The 15067-nt window shown below is 36.7% G+C and carries 14 protein-coding genes and 1 other annotated feature; of the genes, 9 read left to right on the top strand and 5 right to left on the bottom strand.

Annotation, left to right across the window (positions count from 1 at the left end; genetic code table 11):
* Positions 1-6: 6 nt before the first annotated feature.
* Both msrA and AC3EMB_RS09350 read right to left on the bottom strand, forming a co-directional pair.
* Entirely contained in the window at positions 7-543 is a 537-nt protein-coding gene (gene msrA, locus AC3EMB_RS09345; protein ID WP_001291883.1) for a peptide-methionine (S)-S-oxide reductase MsrA, read from the bottom strand.
* A gap of 90 nt (positions 544-633) precedes the next feature.
* Positions 634-1392: an SDR family oxidoreductase gene (locus tag AC3EMB_RS09350; RefSeq protein WP_088021945.1), complete on the bottom strand. Its 759-nt coding sequence runs from the start codon at positions 1390-1392 to the stop codon at positions 634-636.
* 545 nt (positions 1393-1937) lie between these two features.
* Positions 1938-2177, top strand: a binding site (T-box leader).
* Positions 2178-2328: 151 nt separating this feature from the next.
* Here AC3EMB_RS09350 and ilvE point away from each other — a divergent pair.
* Genes ilvE through ilvA form a run of 6 tightly spaced genes read left to right on the top strand, consistent with a single transcriptional unit; the run spans position 2329 to position 9229 of the window.
* Complete coding sequence (gene ilvE / locus AC3EMB_RS09355; protein WP_000528161.1) at positions 2329-3228, top strand: branched-chain-amino-acid transaminase; 900 nt, start codon at positions 2329-2331, stop codon at positions 3226-3228.
* Between the two features lie 22 nt (positions 3229-3250).
* Entirely contained in the window at positions 3251-4966 is a 1716-nt protein-coding gene (ilvB, locus tag AC3EMB_RS09360) for an acetolactate synthase large subunit (protein ID WP_141241141.1), read from the top strand.
* Positions 4963-5193 (top strand): ACT domain-containing protein, encoded by a 231-nt coding sequence (locus AC3EMB_RS09365; protein WP_000019909.1) that lies wholly within the window; start codon positions 4963-4965, stop codon positions 5191-5193. The genes ilvB and AC3EMB_RS09365 overlap by 4 nt, the downstream gene beginning before the upstream one ends.
* Positions 5194-5207: 14 nt before the next feature.
* Positions 5208-6215 carry a ketol-acid reductoisomerase gene (gene ilvC / locus AC3EMB_RS09370; protein WP_000861143.1) on the top strand — a complete coding sequence of 336 codons (1008 nt, stop codon included), beginning with the start codon at positions 5208-5210 and terminating at the stop codon, positions 6213-6215.
* A gap of 46 nt (positions 6216-6261) precedes the next feature.
* Entirely contained in the window at positions 6262-7935 is a 1674-nt protein-coding gene (gene ilvD, locus AC3EMB_RS09375; protein WP_095691086.1) for a dihydroxy-acid dehydratase, read from the top strand.
* A gap of 31 nt (positions 7936-7966) precedes the next feature.
* Positions 7967-9229 (top strand): threonine ammonia-lyase IlvA, encoded by a 1263-nt coding sequence (ilvA, locus tag AC3EMB_RS09380; protein WP_095691085.1) that lies wholly within the window; start codon positions 7967-7969, stop codon positions 9227-9229.
* Positions 9230-9309: 80 nt separating this feature from the next.
* On the opposite strand, the gene AC3EMB_RS09385 is transcribed toward ilvA, so the two are convergent.
* Positions 9310-9537: a hypothetical protein gene (locus AC3EMB_RS09385; RefSeq protein ID WP_095691084.1), complete on the bottom strand. Its 228-nt coding sequence runs from the start codon at positions 9535-9537 to the stop codon at positions 9310-9312.
* A 52-nt stretch (positions 9538-9589) separates the two neighbouring features.
* On the bottom strand, positions 9590-10693 hold the full coding sequence (locus AC3EMB_RS09390) for a CapA family protein (RefSeq protein WP_000854539.1): 1104 nt from the start codon (positions 10691-10693) through the stop codon (positions 9590-9592).
* Positions 10694-10896: 203 nt separating this feature from the next.
* On the opposite strand from AC3EMB_RS09390, the gene AC3EMB_RS09395 reads away from it, so the two are divergent.
* Entirely contained in the window at positions 10897-11613 is a 717-nt protein-coding gene (locus AC3EMB_RS09395) for a DUF554 domain-containing protein (RefSeq protein WP_078993440.1), read from the top strand.
* Between the two features lie 168 nt (positions 11614-11781).
* Positions 11782-12996: a multidrug efflux MFS transporter gene (locus AC3EMB_RS09400; protein WP_000179302.1), complete on the top strand. Its 1215-nt coding sequence runs from the start codon at positions 11782-11784 to the stop codon at positions 12994-12996.
* 54 nt (positions 12997-13050) lie between these two features.
* On the opposite strand, the gene AC3EMB_RS09405 is transcribed toward AC3EMB_RS09400, so the two are convergent.
* The gene (locus AC3EMB_RS09405; RefSeq protein ID WP_016513025.1) at positions 13051-13812 is read right to left on the bottom strand and encodes a DODA-type extradiol aromatic ring-opening family dioxygenase; all 762 of its coding nucleotides are present in this window, start codon (positions 13810-13812) and stop codon (positions 13051-13053) included.
* A gap of 211 nt (positions 13813-14023) precedes the next feature.
* On the opposite strand from AC3EMB_RS09405, the gene AC3EMB_RS09410 reads away from it, so the two are divergent.
* Positions 14024-14947 carry an alpha/beta hydrolase gene (locus AC3EMB_RS09410; protein WP_001102583.1) on the top strand — a complete coding sequence of 308 codons (924 nt, stop codon included), beginning with the start codon at positions 14024-14026 and terminating at the stop codon, positions 14945-14947.
* Positions 14948-15067: the final 120 nt, after the last annotated feature.

The raw sequence follows: 15067 nt of genomic DNA on the forward strand, positions 1-15067 counted from the left end.
TTTTTATTATTTTTTTTGCCAATTTTCTTTTATAAAGTCTTCACGCCCAGATTCTTTTTGCTCAGTAGCATATTTCTCTGGATTCTTTTTATAGAAATGTTGGTGGTATTCCTCTGCTTCGTAAAAAGGTGCAGCAGGACGAATTTCAGTCACGATTGGATCTTTAAACATACCGCTTTCTGCAAGAGCTTGTTTTGATTTTTCAGCAAGCCCTTTTTGTGTTTCGTTATGATAAAAAATAGCGGTACGATAAGATGGACCACGGTCAAAAAATTGTCCGCCATCATCAGTTGGATCGATTTGTGGCCAATATAAGTCTAGTAATTTCTGATAAGGAAAAATAGAAGGATCGAATGTAATTTGAACAACTTCTAAATGTCCAGATGTTCCAGCTTTTACTTGTTCATATGTTGGGTTTTCTACATGACCTCCTGCATAGCCAGAAAGTACTTTATGAATACCAGGAAGTTCATCAAATGGTTTTACCATGCACCAAAAGCAACCGCCTGCGAAGGTTGCGAGTTCGTATGTTTTTTCGGACATTGCTGTAATCCTCCTAAATGTATATGTTTTATATAGTATTATATAAATTGTTTTATTGCGCAATAAAAAAGATTTGAAAATATATGTTTTTTACAAACAAGATCCTCCGCTCACATCAATTAATTGTCCAGTAACCCAGCGGCTGTCTGGAGAAGCAAGGAATGCAGCAGTATCGGCAATGTCTTCTACTTCACCTAAGCGATTGAAAGCGGAAATAGTAGTAGCGTACTGCTTCATCATCGGGTCGCTCAAGAGTTCTGCATTCATATCTGTTTTAATAAATCCTGGAAGTATTGCATTCACCGTTATTCCTCGTGCTCCAAGCTGTTTTGCTAGCGTAAAAGTCATTGTATTAATAGCGCCTTTCGTCATACTATATGCAACAAAATCAGGTAAAGAAATGCGGGTCGCAGCGGATGAAATATTAATAATTCGGCTATTGTCACGTAAACGTGGCAGTGCTTGTTGAATGATAAAGAATGGTGCTTTTGCATTTACTGAAAACATTCTATCAAAAAATTGTTCAGTCGTTTCTTCAATAAAAGCACCAGGACCAATGCCAGCATTATTTATTAAAATATCAAATTGTGTTTCACCAGTGTGCTTTTGTAATTCAGTATCTAAAGCTTTATAAAGGTTTTCTACACCGTGTAAGGATTCTAAATTTGCGCCGATAGAAAAAGCTTGGCCACCATTTGATTGAATTTCATGAACAGTTTCTTCAGCGTCATCTTTTCGATTACCGTAATGAACAGCAACCAATGCACCGTCATTTGCTAAACGTTTAGCGATTGCTCGTCCAATTCCTCGGCTTGCTCCTGTAACTAACGCTACTTTCCCTTTTAACATAGTTTCCTCATCTCCTCATAAACTTTATAAGTTTTTCTTTATGTAGTAATGCAAACATACTTAAGTAATATATGAGTGTATGTAAGTAATGCATTCCAATTTTGATTTGAGAAAAAATAAATAGAATGAATTTTGATTTTTTTGAAAAAACATGTTGACAAGGAAAAGAACAACGTCCTATAATACGTGTAACAAATAAAAGTTAATTAAGAATTTTCTAACTTTATATATTGTATATGCAAAGAAGAGGAAAGTAGATGATTATGATCGTTTCAGAGAGCTACTCCAAGGCTGTGAGGGTAGTAACAATCGAATCATTGAAGATCACCTCGGAGCATCGCTTGCGAAAGGGAAACTGAGTAGAGGGCGGCGGCATCGTCTCCGGTAAAAGGACGGAGGTCTGATTGGACCTACAAAGCTTATATTTCGTGAGAAGTATAAGGAAGCTGAGTGGTAACGCGAAACTCTCGCCTCAGCAATCAAAGCTACTAAATTGTAGTAGTTGATTGCTGAGGCGAGAGTTTTTATTTTTAAAAATAGAAGAAGAGAATGCGTAGAAGAGGAGAGTAAATGATAAAGATTGTTTCAGAGAGCTGCCCCAAGGCTGTGAGGGTGGTAACAATTCACTCATTGAAAATCACCTTGGAGCACTACTTTTGAAAACTAGTAAAAAGTAGCGGGGTTGTTCCCGATAGAAAAACAAAAGTCTAATTGGACTTGCAGAGCTTATATTTCGTGAGAAGTATAAGGAAGCTGAGTGGTACCACGATTCCCTCGTCTCAGCAATGGATTGCTACAAGTATGTAAGTAATCGATTGTTGAGACGAGTATATTTTTAAGGTTTATATACTGAATATTCTGTTAAAAATACTCATCTCAGCAATCGATGTAGAAATAGATTGCAAAAAATAGAGAAAAAAAGAGGAGCGATGTGAGATGGGAAACCAGTACATTTACATGAATGGGGAATTTGTAGAAAAAGAAAAGGCAGTTGTTTCAGTATATGATCACGGTTTTTTATACGGAGACGGTGTATTTGAAGGGATTCGTAGTTACGGAGGAAATGTATTTTGTTTAAAAGAACATGTGAAACGATTGTATGAATCAGCGAAATCTATTTTACTAACAATTCCAATGACGGTAGAAGAAATGGAAGAAGCAGTTTTACATACACTCCAAAAAAACGAATATACTGATGCTTACATTCGCTTAATTGTCTCAAGAGGAAAAGGTGACTTAGGGCTCGATCCGAGAAGTTGTGTGAAGCCGAGCGTAATTATCATTGCAGAACAATTAAAGTTATTCCCACAAGAATTTTATGATAATGGGCTAAGCGTTGTATCGGTTGCATCAAGACGTAATACGCCAGATGCGTTAGATCCACGTATTAAGTCAATGAATTATTTAAATAACGTACTTGTAAAAATTGAAGCAGCACAAGCAGGAGTGTTAGAGGCTCTTATGTTAAATCAACAAGGATATGTTTGTGAAGGTTCTGGTGATAATGTTTTCGTTGTGAAAGATGGAAAAGTATTAACCCCGCCATCCTATTTAGGAGCATTAGAAGGTATTACGAGAAATAGTGTTATCGAGCTATGTGAGCGACTGAGTATTCCGTGTGAGGAAAGACCGTTCACTCGCCATGATGTATATGTAGCGGATGAAGTATTTTTAACAGGAACAGCAGCGGAGTTAATTCCAGTTGTAAAAGTTGATTCCAGAGAAATTGGAGATGGGAAACCAGGAAGTGTAACGAAACAATTGACCGAAGAATTTAAAAAATTAACGAGAGAAAGAGGAGTACGTGTTCCCGGGCTGACGGAAAGCTTAGCGTAAATAAGGAGAGGAGTTAATGGAAATGAAGCAGCAGTATACAGCGTATGAGAAATTACAGTATGAAGAAATGACAGGCGCTGGGCACGTGATTCAATGTTTGAAGAAATTGGGTGTAACGACCGTTTTCGGCTATCCAGGCGGAGCGATTTTACCAGTATACGATGCGTTATACGAAAGTGGTTTGAAACATGTTTTAACTCGTCATGAACAAGCTGCCATTCATGCGGCTGAAGGATATGCGAGAGCTTCTGGAAAGGTTGGGATAGTCTTTGCTACCTCTGGCCCAGGGGCGACAAATTTAGTTACGGGTTTAGCAGACGCTTATATGGATTCGATTCCTTTAGTTGTCATTACCGGGCAAGTTGCAACGCCTTTAATTGGTAAAGATGGATTTCAAGAAGCGGATGTTGTCGGAATTACAGTACCTGTTACGAAGCATAATTACCAGGTTCGTGATGTGAATCATGTATCACGAATTGTGCAAGAAGCTTTTTATATCGCCAAAAGCGGGCGCCCGGGACCAGTATTAATTGATATTCCAAAAGATGTTCAAAATGCAAAAGTCACCAGTTTCTTTAATGAAGAAGTTGATATTCCGGGGTACAAACCAGAACTTGTACCAGACAACATGAAACTTAGAGAGGTGGCTAAAGCAATTTCAAAATCTAAGCGTCCACTTCTTTATATTGGAGGAGGTGTCATTCATTCAGGTGGATCCGATGAACTCTTCGAATTCGCAAGGGAGAACCGTATTCCAGTCGTTTCAACTTTAATGGGACTTGGTGCATATCCACCGGATGATCCATTGTTTCTAGGGATGCTTGGTATGCATGGGACATACGCTGCTAATATGGCGGTAACAGATTGTGATTTACTACTTGCATTAGGTGTTCGCTTCGATGATCGTGTAACAGGAAAATTAGAACTTTTTTCTCCGCACTCGAAAAAAGTACATATTGATATTGATTCTTCTGAGTTTCATAAAAATGTAACTGTAGAACATCCGATTGTTGGTGATGTAAAAAAAGCGTTACACATGCTGTTACATATGTCTATTTATACACAAACAGACGAATGGCTTCAGAAAATAAAGACATGGAAAGAAGAATATCCACTTTCTTATAAGCAAAAAGAATCTGAGTTAAAACCACAGCATGTAATCAACTTAGTAAGTGAATTAACGAATGGTGAAGCGATTGTCACAACAGAAGTAGGTCAGCATCAAATGTGGGCTGCTCACTTCTATAAAGCAAGAAAACCTCGGACGTTCCTTACCTCTGGAGGATTAGGAACAATGGGGTTTGGTTTTCCAGCAGCAATTGGTGCTCAGCTAGCTAAAAAAGAAGAACTTGTCATTTGTATTGCAGGTGACGCTTCTTTTCAAATGAACATTCAAGAACTACAAACAATTGCTGAAAATAACATCCCTGTAAAAGTATTTATCATAAATAACAAATTTTTAGGGATGGTAAGGCAATGGCAAGAAATGTTTTATGAAAATCGTTTATCAGAATCAAAAATTGGATCACCAGATTTTGTGAAAGTAGCAGAAGCTTATGGAGTAAAGGGATTAAGAGCAACAAATTCAACCGAGGCAAAACAAGTGATGTTAGAAGCATTTGCTCACGAAGGTCCTGTCGTAGTTGATTTTTGTGTAGAAGAAGGTGAAAACGTATTTCCGATGGTTCCGCCAAACAAAGGGAATAACGAAATGATTATGAAGAGGTGGGAAGAATGAGTCATACTTTTTCACTCGTTATTCATAACGAGCCAAGCGTCTTATTACGTATAAGTGGGATTTTTGCTCGGCGTGGTTATTATATTTCTTCTTTACATTTAAAAGAAAGAGATACTAGTGGTGTTTCTGAAATGAAACTCACAGCAGTTTGTACTGAAAATGAAGCGACATTACTTGTTAGTCAGTTGAAAAAATTAATTGATGTTCTGCAAGTAAATAAATTATAAGGAGTGTATGGAATATGAAAACATATTATGAAAAAGATGCAAATGTAGAGTTATTACAAGGAAAAACTGTTGCAGTAGTTGGTTATGGATCACAAGGTCATGCGCAAGCACAAAATTTACGTGATTCTGGTGTAGAGGTTGTAGTTGGTGTTCGTCCTGGTAAGTCGTATGAAGTAGCGAAAGCGGATGGATTTGAAGTAATGTCTGTTTCAGAAGCGGTTCGAACCGCACAAGTTGTACAAATGTTATTGCCAGATGAACAGCAAGCTCATGTGTATAAAGCAGAGGTAGAAGAGAATCTTCGTGAAGGACAAATGTTACTTTTCTCACATGGATTTAACATTCACTTCGGACAAATTAATCCGCCAAGTTACGTAGATGTAGCGATGGTCGCGCCAAAAAGTCCAGGTCATCTCGTTCGCCGTGTATTTCAAGAAGGAAATGGTGTTCCAGCATTAGTCGCAGTGCATCAAGATGCGACGGGAACAGCGCTACATGTAGCACTGGCGTATGCAAAAGGTGTAGGGTGTACACGTGCGGGGGTAATTGAAACGACATTCCAAGAAGAAACCGAAACGGATTTATTCGGTGAGCAAGCTGTACTTTGCGGCGGGGTAACTGCACTTGTGAAGGCCGGGTTCGAAACGTTAACGGAAGGTGGATATCGTCCTGAAATTGCATACTTTGAATGTTTGCATGAATTAAAGCTAATTGTTGACTTAATGTACGAAGGTGGATTAACGACTATGCGCCATTCTATTTCAGATACGGCAGAGTTTGGAGATTATGTAACAGGATCGAGAATTGTTACAGATGAAACGAAGAAGGAAATGAAGCGTGTTCTGACAGAAATTCAGCAAGGTGAATTTGCGAAGAAATGGATTTTAGAAAATCAAGCAGGGCGTCCGACGTATAACGCAATGAAAAAAGCAGAACAAAATCATCAATTAGAAAAAGTGGGAGCAGAGCTTCGTGAAATGATGAGCTGGATTCATGCACCGAAAGAATTAGTAAAGAAATAGAGTAAGAGAGTATAAATGAAAAATATGTAAGAGGGGATTTGACAAGATGAGAAGTGACATGATTAAAAAAGGTTTTGATAAAGCACCGCACCGTAGTTTATTAAAAGCAACTGGTTTGAAAGATGAAGATTTTGATAAACCTTTCATAGCGATTTGTAATTCTTTTATTGAAATTATTCCAGGGCATAAACACTTGAACGAGTTTGGGAAACTTGTAAAAGAGGCAGTTCGCGCGGCAGGTATGGTACCATTCGAATTCAATACAATTGGAGTTGACGATGGTATTGCGATGGGACATATCGGTATGCGTTATTCTCTTCCGAGTCGTGAAATTATTGCAGATTCAGTAGAAACGGTTGTAAATGCACACTGGTTTGACGGCATGATTTGTATCCCAAACTGTGACAAAATTACACCAGGTATGATGATGGCTGCACTACGTATTAATATTCCGACTGTGTTTGTTTCAGGCGGCCCGATGGTAGCAGGAAAAACATCTAAAGGGGAAGTTGTTGATCTGAGTTCCGTTTTTGAAGGAGTAGGAGCTTATCAATCTGGGAAAATTTCAGAAGAAGAATTAAAAGATATTGAAGATCATGGCTGTCCATCTTGTGGCTCTTGTTCGGGTATGTTTACCGCGAACTCTATGAATTGTTTATGTGAAGTGTTAGGTTTAGCTCTTCCTGGTAACGGGAGTATTTTAGCAATTGATCCAAGACGCGAAGAGTTAATTAAACAAGCAGCAGAGAAATTGAAAATTTTAATTGAAAGAGATATTAAGCCGCGTGATATTGTAACAGAAGAAGCAATTGACGATGCTTTTGCACTTGATATGGCGATGGGCGGATCAACGAATACAGTATTACATACGCTAGCACTCGCACAAGAGGCAGGACTAGATTATGATATGAACCGTATTGATGCAGTTTCAAGACGTGTACCTCATTTATGTAAAGTAAGTCCAGCCTCAAATTGGCATATGGAAGATATTGATCGTGCGGGCGGGATTAGTGCAATTTTGAAAGAGATGAGCCGGAAAGAAGGAGTACTTCATCTTGATCGAATAACTGCTACTGGGCAAACATTAAGAGAAAATATTGCTGAGGCAGAGATTAAAGATAAGGAAGTTATTCACTCTCTCGAAAACCCTCATAGTGAGGAAGGAGGATTGCGTATATTAAAAGGCAACCTTGCGAAAGATGGAGCAGTTATTAAAAGCGGTGCAACAGAAGTAAAGCGTTTTGAAGGACCTTGCGTTATTTTTAATTCACAAGATGAGGCACTTGCTGGCATAATGCTTGGGAAAGTGAAAAAAGGAGATGTAGTTGTCATTCGTTATGAAGGACCAAGAGGTGGCCCTGGTATGCCAGAAATGTTAGCACCAACATCAGCAATTGCTGGAATGGGATTAGGTGCTGAGGTTGCATTATTAACAGATGGACGTTTTTCTGGAGCTTCACGTGGAATTTCAGTAGGACATATTTCACCAGAAGCAGCAGCGGGCGGGATGATTGCACTTCTTGAACAAGGGGATATTGTATGTATTGATGTTGAAGAACGCTTGCTAGAAGTAAGGGTGAGTGATGAGGAATTAGAAAAGCGTAAAAAAGAATGGAAACGACCAGAACCGAAAGTGAAAACTGGCTGGCTTGGACGTTATGCACAAATGGTAACATCGGCGAATACAGGGGCTGTTCTGAAAATCCCGAATTTTGATTGAGCCAATTTAAAAGAGATAAGGATGATATATAATGGTGCAAAAGGTAAAGGAGAGAGTGAAAATTGAAGATATCTTAATGGCCCATAATTGCATGAAAGATATCGTTATTAAAACACCGTTACAACGTGATACAGTTTTATCTGAGAAATATGATTGTGACGTTTATGTAAAACGAGAAGACTTACAATTAATTCGCTCTTTCAAAATTCGTGGTGCATACAATTTGATTCAAAGTTTACCGAAAGAAAAGTTACAAAACGGTGTTGTTTGTGCAAGTGCTGGTAATCATGCGCAAGGAGTTGCTTATACGTGTAATTTATTGAAGATTCCGTCAAAAATATTTATGCCCACAACAACACCGAAACAAAAAGTATCACAAGTACAATTTTTCGGTGGTGATTTCGTAGAGATTGTATTAGTTGGTGATACATTCGATAGCTCTTTCCAAGAAGCACAGTGTTATTGTGAAGAAAATAGAATGACATTTGTTCATCCGTTTGATGATCCGTATGTAGTTGCTGGTCAAGGGACAGTGGCAGTTGAAATTATGCATGATATGGAGAAACCGGTTGATTATATCTTTACAGCAATCGGTGGTGGTGGATTAGCATCAGGAGTTGGTACATATGTAAAAGGTGTTAGTCCTACTACAAAGGTTATTGGTGTAGAGCCAATGGGAGCTGCATCTATGAAAGAGGCTTTTCTTCAAAATGAAAATGTAGCATTGGAGAAAATAGATAGCTTTGTTGATGGGGCAGCTGTTAAAAAAGTAGGAAAGTTAACATTTGAAACTTGTAAAGATGTAATTGACGATATTATTTTAGTACCAGAGGGGAAAGTTTGTACGACGATTTTAGAACTGTATAAGAAAAATGCGATTGTAGCTGAACCGGCTGGTGCACTCTCTATTGCAGCGCTTGATTTATATAGAGATGAAATAAAAGGTAAAACAGTTGTATGTACGCTAAGTGGTGGAAATAATGATATTGATAGAATGCAAGAAATGAAAGAGCGTTCGCTCATGTATGAAGGACTGAAACATTACTTTATCATTGAATTTCCGCAGCGTTCAGGTGCGCTAAGAGAATTTCTTGATAAAGGATTAGGACCAGAAGATGACATTACGCGCTTTGAGTATATTAAGAAACATAATAAAGAAAATGGTCCAGCATTAGTCGGCGTAGAATTAAAACATAAAGAAGATTATGAGCAATTAATTACTCGCTTTAAAGAAAATAATATTCAATTTATGGAACTTAATAAAAACCCTGTTTTGTTTGATTTGCTTATTTAATAGAAGGAAAGAGTTAGAATATAAATAAAAAAGATAGATACAAGCGAGGGAATATAGTGCTTGTTCTATCTTTTTTATAGTTAAACTAGGTACTCATTAAATTCAAGAAGAATAAAGCTAGCTAACCAAAAGAGTATCGCAATACGAATGATTACATGCATTGTAAATTCAAAAGGAGTAAGATTTCTCTCTCGCTTTATTTTTTTAAATAGTCTCACAGAATAAAAGGAACATAAAAGTAGAACTGCTATAGAAATTTTATAAACGTTCTCTAACAAACTTACATTTTCTAATAAGTCTTTCAGCATGTTTATCACCTATTCTGTAAAGTATATTACAGAGAAATAGATCTTGAGCTGTCTAGTTTCGTTTGTTTTTTATTTTCCCTGTATCATCAATTTCTACATCAGTTGAAATTGTTTGTAAATATTGAAGAGCTTTTTTCTTTTCTCCCTCATTTACAGGGGAAACTTGGTTGTTGCGAATGATATAAGGATTGAATGACATTTGGACATCCTTTCCTTTAAAAGTTAAAGTTAATACGCCAGTTTCAGCGCTTTTCCCATTCACATAACTCGGGAATAAAAAGTTACCTAATGAGTAAGCGATAGGAACTTTATTATAATACTCAAACCCTTGTAACCAATGTGGATGGCTTCCGACAATTGCGTTAGCTCCTGCTTCAACCATTTTAGGTACATATTGCTTTTGGTATTCTACCGGACGATTTGATTTTTCAACGCCCCAATGCATATAGACGATTAAATAGTCTGCATCTTGTTTTTGTTCTTTAATTGTTTTTGTTACAAGATTTAAATCATAGCCATTCGCAACGCCAGGTTTATTCTCACCAGCTACCCAATTAGAATCAGGCATAAATCGAACGAAGGAAAGAAATTTAAACTTTTTCCCTTTTACGGTCATTTCTCGTGCTGTATATGCATCTTTCGCATTTTTTCCGGCTCCAATGTAAGGGAACTTTAATTTTTCTACGTGAGAAATCGTATCTAATAATCCATCTTGCCCATAATCAAGTGTGTGGTTATTCCCAATATTTACGATGTCATATCCAGTGTTTTTAATAGCTTGTAGTGTAGATGGATCACTTTTAATCCAAAACAGTTGCCCAGGTGCTTTCTTTTCTTTCGTTGTAAATGCCGACTCTAAATTCACAAAAGAAATATCAGCTTTTTTTATTTCTTCTTTTACATGTTGGAATGGGTAATCAGCCCCATTCTTTTCGATTATAGGACGTAATTGCCAATCAAACATTGTATCACCAGAGAAGGTGAGTGTGATTTCTTGGTCTTCTATTTTCTTTTCGCTTTTTGAAGCGGTTTTACTAGATTTGTTTTGCAAATCGGGTTTGTCTTTTGCTTTTGAAATAAAAGAGTAATTGATTAATAAAACAATCGGTGTAATGAAAAAGGCTATTAACAAAAATCGTTTTAGTAAAGTTTTCATATATACCTTCCCTTTTAATATTATCCCGCAATTAAATTAACACTGAATCTATTAAAGGTAATTAAAGTTACAAAAAATAGCGGGTTATGTAGTGGAAAACATTTGTTAATATTCTCAATATTAAGTTAACATATAGATAACCTGTAAATCAATGTATAAACCAAAATATAGAAATAAAGAATTCGAAGGGTGAAGAATGAGAAATGGTTATATTAGGAGCAGTTGTAAATGGGATTTGTATTATATTTGGTACTTTACTTGGTAAATTATTTAGTAGGATTCCAGAAAGTATGAAAGGGACGATAATGCACGCAATCGGTTTAGCGGTTACTGTGCTTGGGCTTCAAATGGCATTAAAAAGTGAAAACTTTCTTGTTGTCATACTGAGTTTAGTGATTGGTACGGTAATTGGAGAATGGTTACAATTAGAAGAAAAGTTAAAACATTTAGGGGATTGGCTAGAAAATAAAGTTGGATCGAAAGGGAAAGGTAGCATATCCGAAGGTTTTGTAACAGCTACTTTAATTTTTGCAATTGGTGCGATGGGGATACTTGGTGCACTTGACAGTGGGATTCGCGGAAATCATGATGTTTTATTTACAAAGGCGATTATCGATGGATTTATTTCTATTATATTAACGACAACTCTAGGAATTGGCGTAGTATTTTCGGCGATTCCAGTTGTTTTATATGAAGGTGGTATTGCAGTTTTTGCAACACAAATTAATAGTTTTGTCCCGAAAGAATTAATGAACCAATTTATAGTGGAGATGACGGCTACGGGCGGCATTATGATATCTGCTATTGGATTGAACTTGCTTAGTATTATTAAAATCAAGGTGGCAAATTTACTTCCAGGTATATTGGTAGTGGGTGTAATTGTTTCAATTATTTATGGTTACGGTTTAATGGATTATTAACCAACTTCATTTAGTGGGAGTTGGTTTTATTATGAAAAAAATGTGGGATTGTAGTGATTTTCACTAGAAAATAGCGGGTTTTGTAGTAAATCTTACATATAAAGCAAATTACTAAACTTTTTACAAGAAAGGGTGTAGAATGGGTATCTAAAGAAAGAAGGTGTGAAAATGGCCAGCTGGAAACGGAATTTAATGATTTGTTGGCTAGGTTGTTTTACCACTGCAGCCGGTATGAGTTTAGTAATTCCTTTCTTATCTTTTTATATTGAGGAATTAGGAGTAACTGGCACTTCAAGCATTGCACAGTGGTCGGGACTTGCATTTGGTGTAACATTTTTAATGGGTGCGATTGTATCGCCAATATGGGGAAAGCTTGGTGATATACATGGCCGGAAATTGATGCTTATTCGTGCTAGCCTCGGTATGGCGATTATTATGACGCTTATGGGGTTTGTAACGGATGTGTATCAACTAGTCGCACTAAGATTTTTAATGGGAGCAGTATCTGGTTTCCTTTCAACAGCGATGACATTTATTGCAGCAGAAACTCCGAAAGAACATTCAGGTTGGGCGATTTCCACAATTTCAACTGGTGGTGTGAGCGGTTCGTTACTTGGCCCGTTACTTGGAGGTTATTTGTCTGAGTTAATTGGAATGCGTCATGTCTTTCTTGTTACAGGAGCTTTTTTATTCCTTTCCTTTCTCATCGTTTTTTTCTTCCTGCATGAAGAAAATCACTCTGCTCAAGCAAAAAAAACACAGCCGAAAAAAGTATGGACGATGGTCCCAGCGAAGCATTTAATTATTAGTTTATTTGTAACAACATTTATTATTCAACTTGCTAATATGTCAGTTCAACCAATTGTTACATTGTACGTGAAAAATTTAGTAGGTCCTCATACTGCACATATTGAAACAATTGCGGGTGCAGTTATGTCAGCGACAGGATTAGCAGTTATTTTGGCAGCACCAAGACTAGGGAGATTATCAGATCATATCGGTCCTCAAAAAACGTTAGTTGTAGCGTTATTTGCAGCAGGAATTATTTTTATCCCGCAAGCATTTGTAACCTCAGCTTGGCAACTATTAATTCTTCGATTTTTATTAGGTATCGCACAAGCAGGATTATTGCCTTCCGTACAAACTCTACTAAAACAACATACACCAACCCATGTTACGGGACGAATATTTGGATATAATCAGTCGTTTCAGTTTTTAGGAAATATGATTGGGCCAGTGCTCGGGGGACAAATTGCAGCGCATGCAGGCTTCCAATATGTTTTCCTCTCTACATCATCACTATTATTTATTGCGTGTATTTGGGTTTATTTTCACAATAAGAACGAAGAAGTATCAGAGAAACAACGTTTGGAAGTTAGTTAACTAAGTGAATGAAAAAGAAAAAGGATGAAGCAACATGTGCTTCATCCTTTTTCTTTAAAATCGAAGACAGAGATAACTTAATGTACCAAGCTCATAACTACGGTGAATGACTTCACCGCTATTCTCGCCACTTCCCATTGCAATAAACAAAGGAACAAAATGCTCTGCTCTTGGTACGGCTAATTGTGCATGAGGAGCATTATTCTCCCAATTAAACAATGCATCTTTATCGTTATTCTGCATATGTTTAATAATCCAATCATCAAATTCAATTGCCCATTTTTCAGGTGTAGTTTGATTCCATTTCAGTGCTCGTAAATTATGAACGGTAACGCCACTACCGATTACTAAAATATCTTCTTGTCCGAGTCCTTTAAGTGCTTCTCCAATTTCAAATTGTTCTTTTGCAGAAAGGAATGGATTTACTGATATTTGCACGACAGGAATATTTGCTTCTGGATACATGCGGTGCAGGAGTGTCCATGAACCATGATCTAAACCTCTCGTCATATTATGATGGACTGGAATACCTTTGTTTCTAAATTTTGTTTCTAACATAGATGCAATGCTAGAAGAGCCTTTCGCACGATATTTGATTTCGTATAACTCAGGGGGGAAACCTCCAAAATCATAAATTGTTTCATATTCGTTATCTGATGAGGAAATCGTTAATACTTCAGTTTCCCAGTGAGCAGTGAAAATAACAATTGCTTTCGGTTTATATGTTTCTCCAAGTGTTTTTAAAAATCGTGTATAGTCTGTATCTTGAATAGCGAGCATAGGCGAACCATGTGCTAAAAATAGTGATGGCATCATAATAGTAGAAACCTCCTAAAAATTATATAATTACTTTATGTAAGTAACTATATAATTTTATTTTTAATTCGTCAAGAAATTAGTTTAAAAGCAAGTCTGAAAAATACATCATTTGTCATAATGAAAGCAATTACATATAATATAAAATAAGAAAAGTGAATGGATATTCATTTTCTTAAAGCTATACATAATAGAGTTGGGGGCTGACGAAATGAATGTACAGGAAAGTTTCGTTACGGCATTGGATGGATCGGAAATTTATTTGCGTAAGTGGTTACCAGAAGGAGATCCGAGAGGAATTATTCAAATTGCACATGGCATGACAGAGCATGCAGGGGTGTATACAGAATTTGTAGATGCTTTATTGGAAGCAGGGTATGGTGTTTATGCGCATGATCATAAAGGACATGGGAAAACAGTAAAAAAAGAAGAAGATTATGGTCATTTTGAACCAAATATAGGGTGGAATCAAGTTGTATCGGATGTTATCTTTGTTTCAGAAAGGATAAAAGAAGAGCAGTCAAGTCCTTTGTTTTTACTTGGACATAGTATGGGTTCTTTTTTATCAAGACGTGCTGTACAACTTAGAGGCGAATTATATGATGGATTTCTAATTTCAGGAACAGGTGGAAATCCAGGGCTTTTAGGAGCTATTGGTCATAAAGTAGCAACAATCGAAATGAAATTGCGCGGGGCAAAAACGAAAAGTCCAATGTTAAACTTTTTATCTTTCGGAAACTTCAATTCGAACTTTAAGCCAAATCGTACAAAATTTGATTGGTTATCTTCAGATAATAATCAAGTTGATAAATATATTGCGGATCCGTTATGTGGTTTCATTTGTACGACGAGTTTTTACCGAGAATTATTTTCTGGAGTATTAGAAGTAAATAAACTAGAAGAATACAAGAAGACGCCAAAGAATCTTCCAATACATATATTCTCTGGTGATCGTGATCCTGTTGGCGATATGGGGAAAGGTGTAAAAGAAGTATATGAAAACTATAAAAAATGTGGTGTGAAAGACGTGACACTACGTTTATATGAAAATGGTAGACATGAAATGTTTCATGAAGTAAATAAGGATGAAGTATTTAAAGATTTAATTTCGTGGTTAGATGCGCATAATAAATGAGAAAGATAATCCCAAACTGTTTGTAGTTTGGGATTATTTATTATACAGAAATAGGGGCAATAAATTCTTAAATTCACTTTACTTAATAAAAAATAAATCTTATTCTATATAATTAAACAG

The sequence above is a fragment of the Bacillus sp. LQ16 genome, assembly GCF_057784645.1.

Excerpts from the sequence above, each read along its gene's own strand:
- msrA (WP_001291883.1), bottom strand. The coding sequence starts at position 543 with ATGTCCGAAAAAACATACGAACTCGCAACCTTCGCAGGCGGTTGCTTT.
- AC3EMB_RS09350 (WP_088021945.1), bottom strand. The coding sequence starts at position 1,392 with ATGTTAAAAGGGAAAGTAGCGTTAGTTACAGGAGCAAGCCGAGGAATT.
- ilvE (WP_000528161.1), top strand. The coding sequence starts at position 2,329 with ATGGGAAACCAGTACATTTACATGAATGGGGAATTTGTAGAAAAAGAA.
- ilvB (WP_141241141.1), top strand. The coding sequence starts at position 3,251 with ATGAAGCAGCAGTATACAGCGTATGAGAAATTACAGTATGAAGAAATG.
- AC3EMB_RS09365 (WP_000019909.1), top strand. The coding sequence starts at position 4,963 with ATGAGTCATACTTTTTCACTCGTTATTCATAACGAGCCAAGCGTCTTA.
- ilvC (WP_000861143.1), top strand. The coding sequence starts at position 5,208 with ATGAAAACATATTATGAAAAAGATGCAAATGTAGAGTTATTACAAGGA.
- ilvD (WP_095691086.1), top strand. The coding sequence starts at position 6,262 with ATGAGAAGTGACATGATTAAAAAAGGTTTTGATAAAGCACCGCACCGT.
- ilvA (WP_095691085.1), top strand. The coding sequence starts at position 7,967 with ATGGTGCAAAAGGTAAAGGAGAGAGTGAAAATTGAAGATATCTTAATG.
- AC3EMB_RS09385 (WP_095691084.1), bottom strand. The coding sequence starts at position 9,537 with ATGCTGAAAGACTTATTAGAAAATGTAAGTTTGTTAGAGAACGTTTAT.
- AC3EMB_RS09390 (WP_000854539.1), bottom strand. The coding sequence starts at position 10,693 with ATGAAAACTTTACTAAAACGATTTTTGTTAATAGCCTTTTTCATTACA.
- AC3EMB_RS09395 (WP_078993440.1), top strand. The coding sequence starts at position 10,897 with ATGGTTATATTAGGAGCAGTTGTAAATGGGATTTGTATTATATTTGGT.
- AC3EMB_RS09400 (WP_000179302.1), top strand. The coding sequence starts at position 11,782 with ATGGCCAGCTGGAAACGGAATTTAATGATTTGTTGGCTAGGTTGTTTT.
- AC3EMB_RS09405 (WP_016513025.1), bottom strand. The coding sequence starts at position 13,812 with ATGATGCCATCACTATTTTTAGCACATGGTTCGCCTATGCTCGCTATT.
- AC3EMB_RS09410 (WP_001102583.1), top strand. The coding sequence starts at position 14,024 with ATGAATGTACAGGAAAGTTTCGTTACGGCATTGGATGGATCGGAAATT.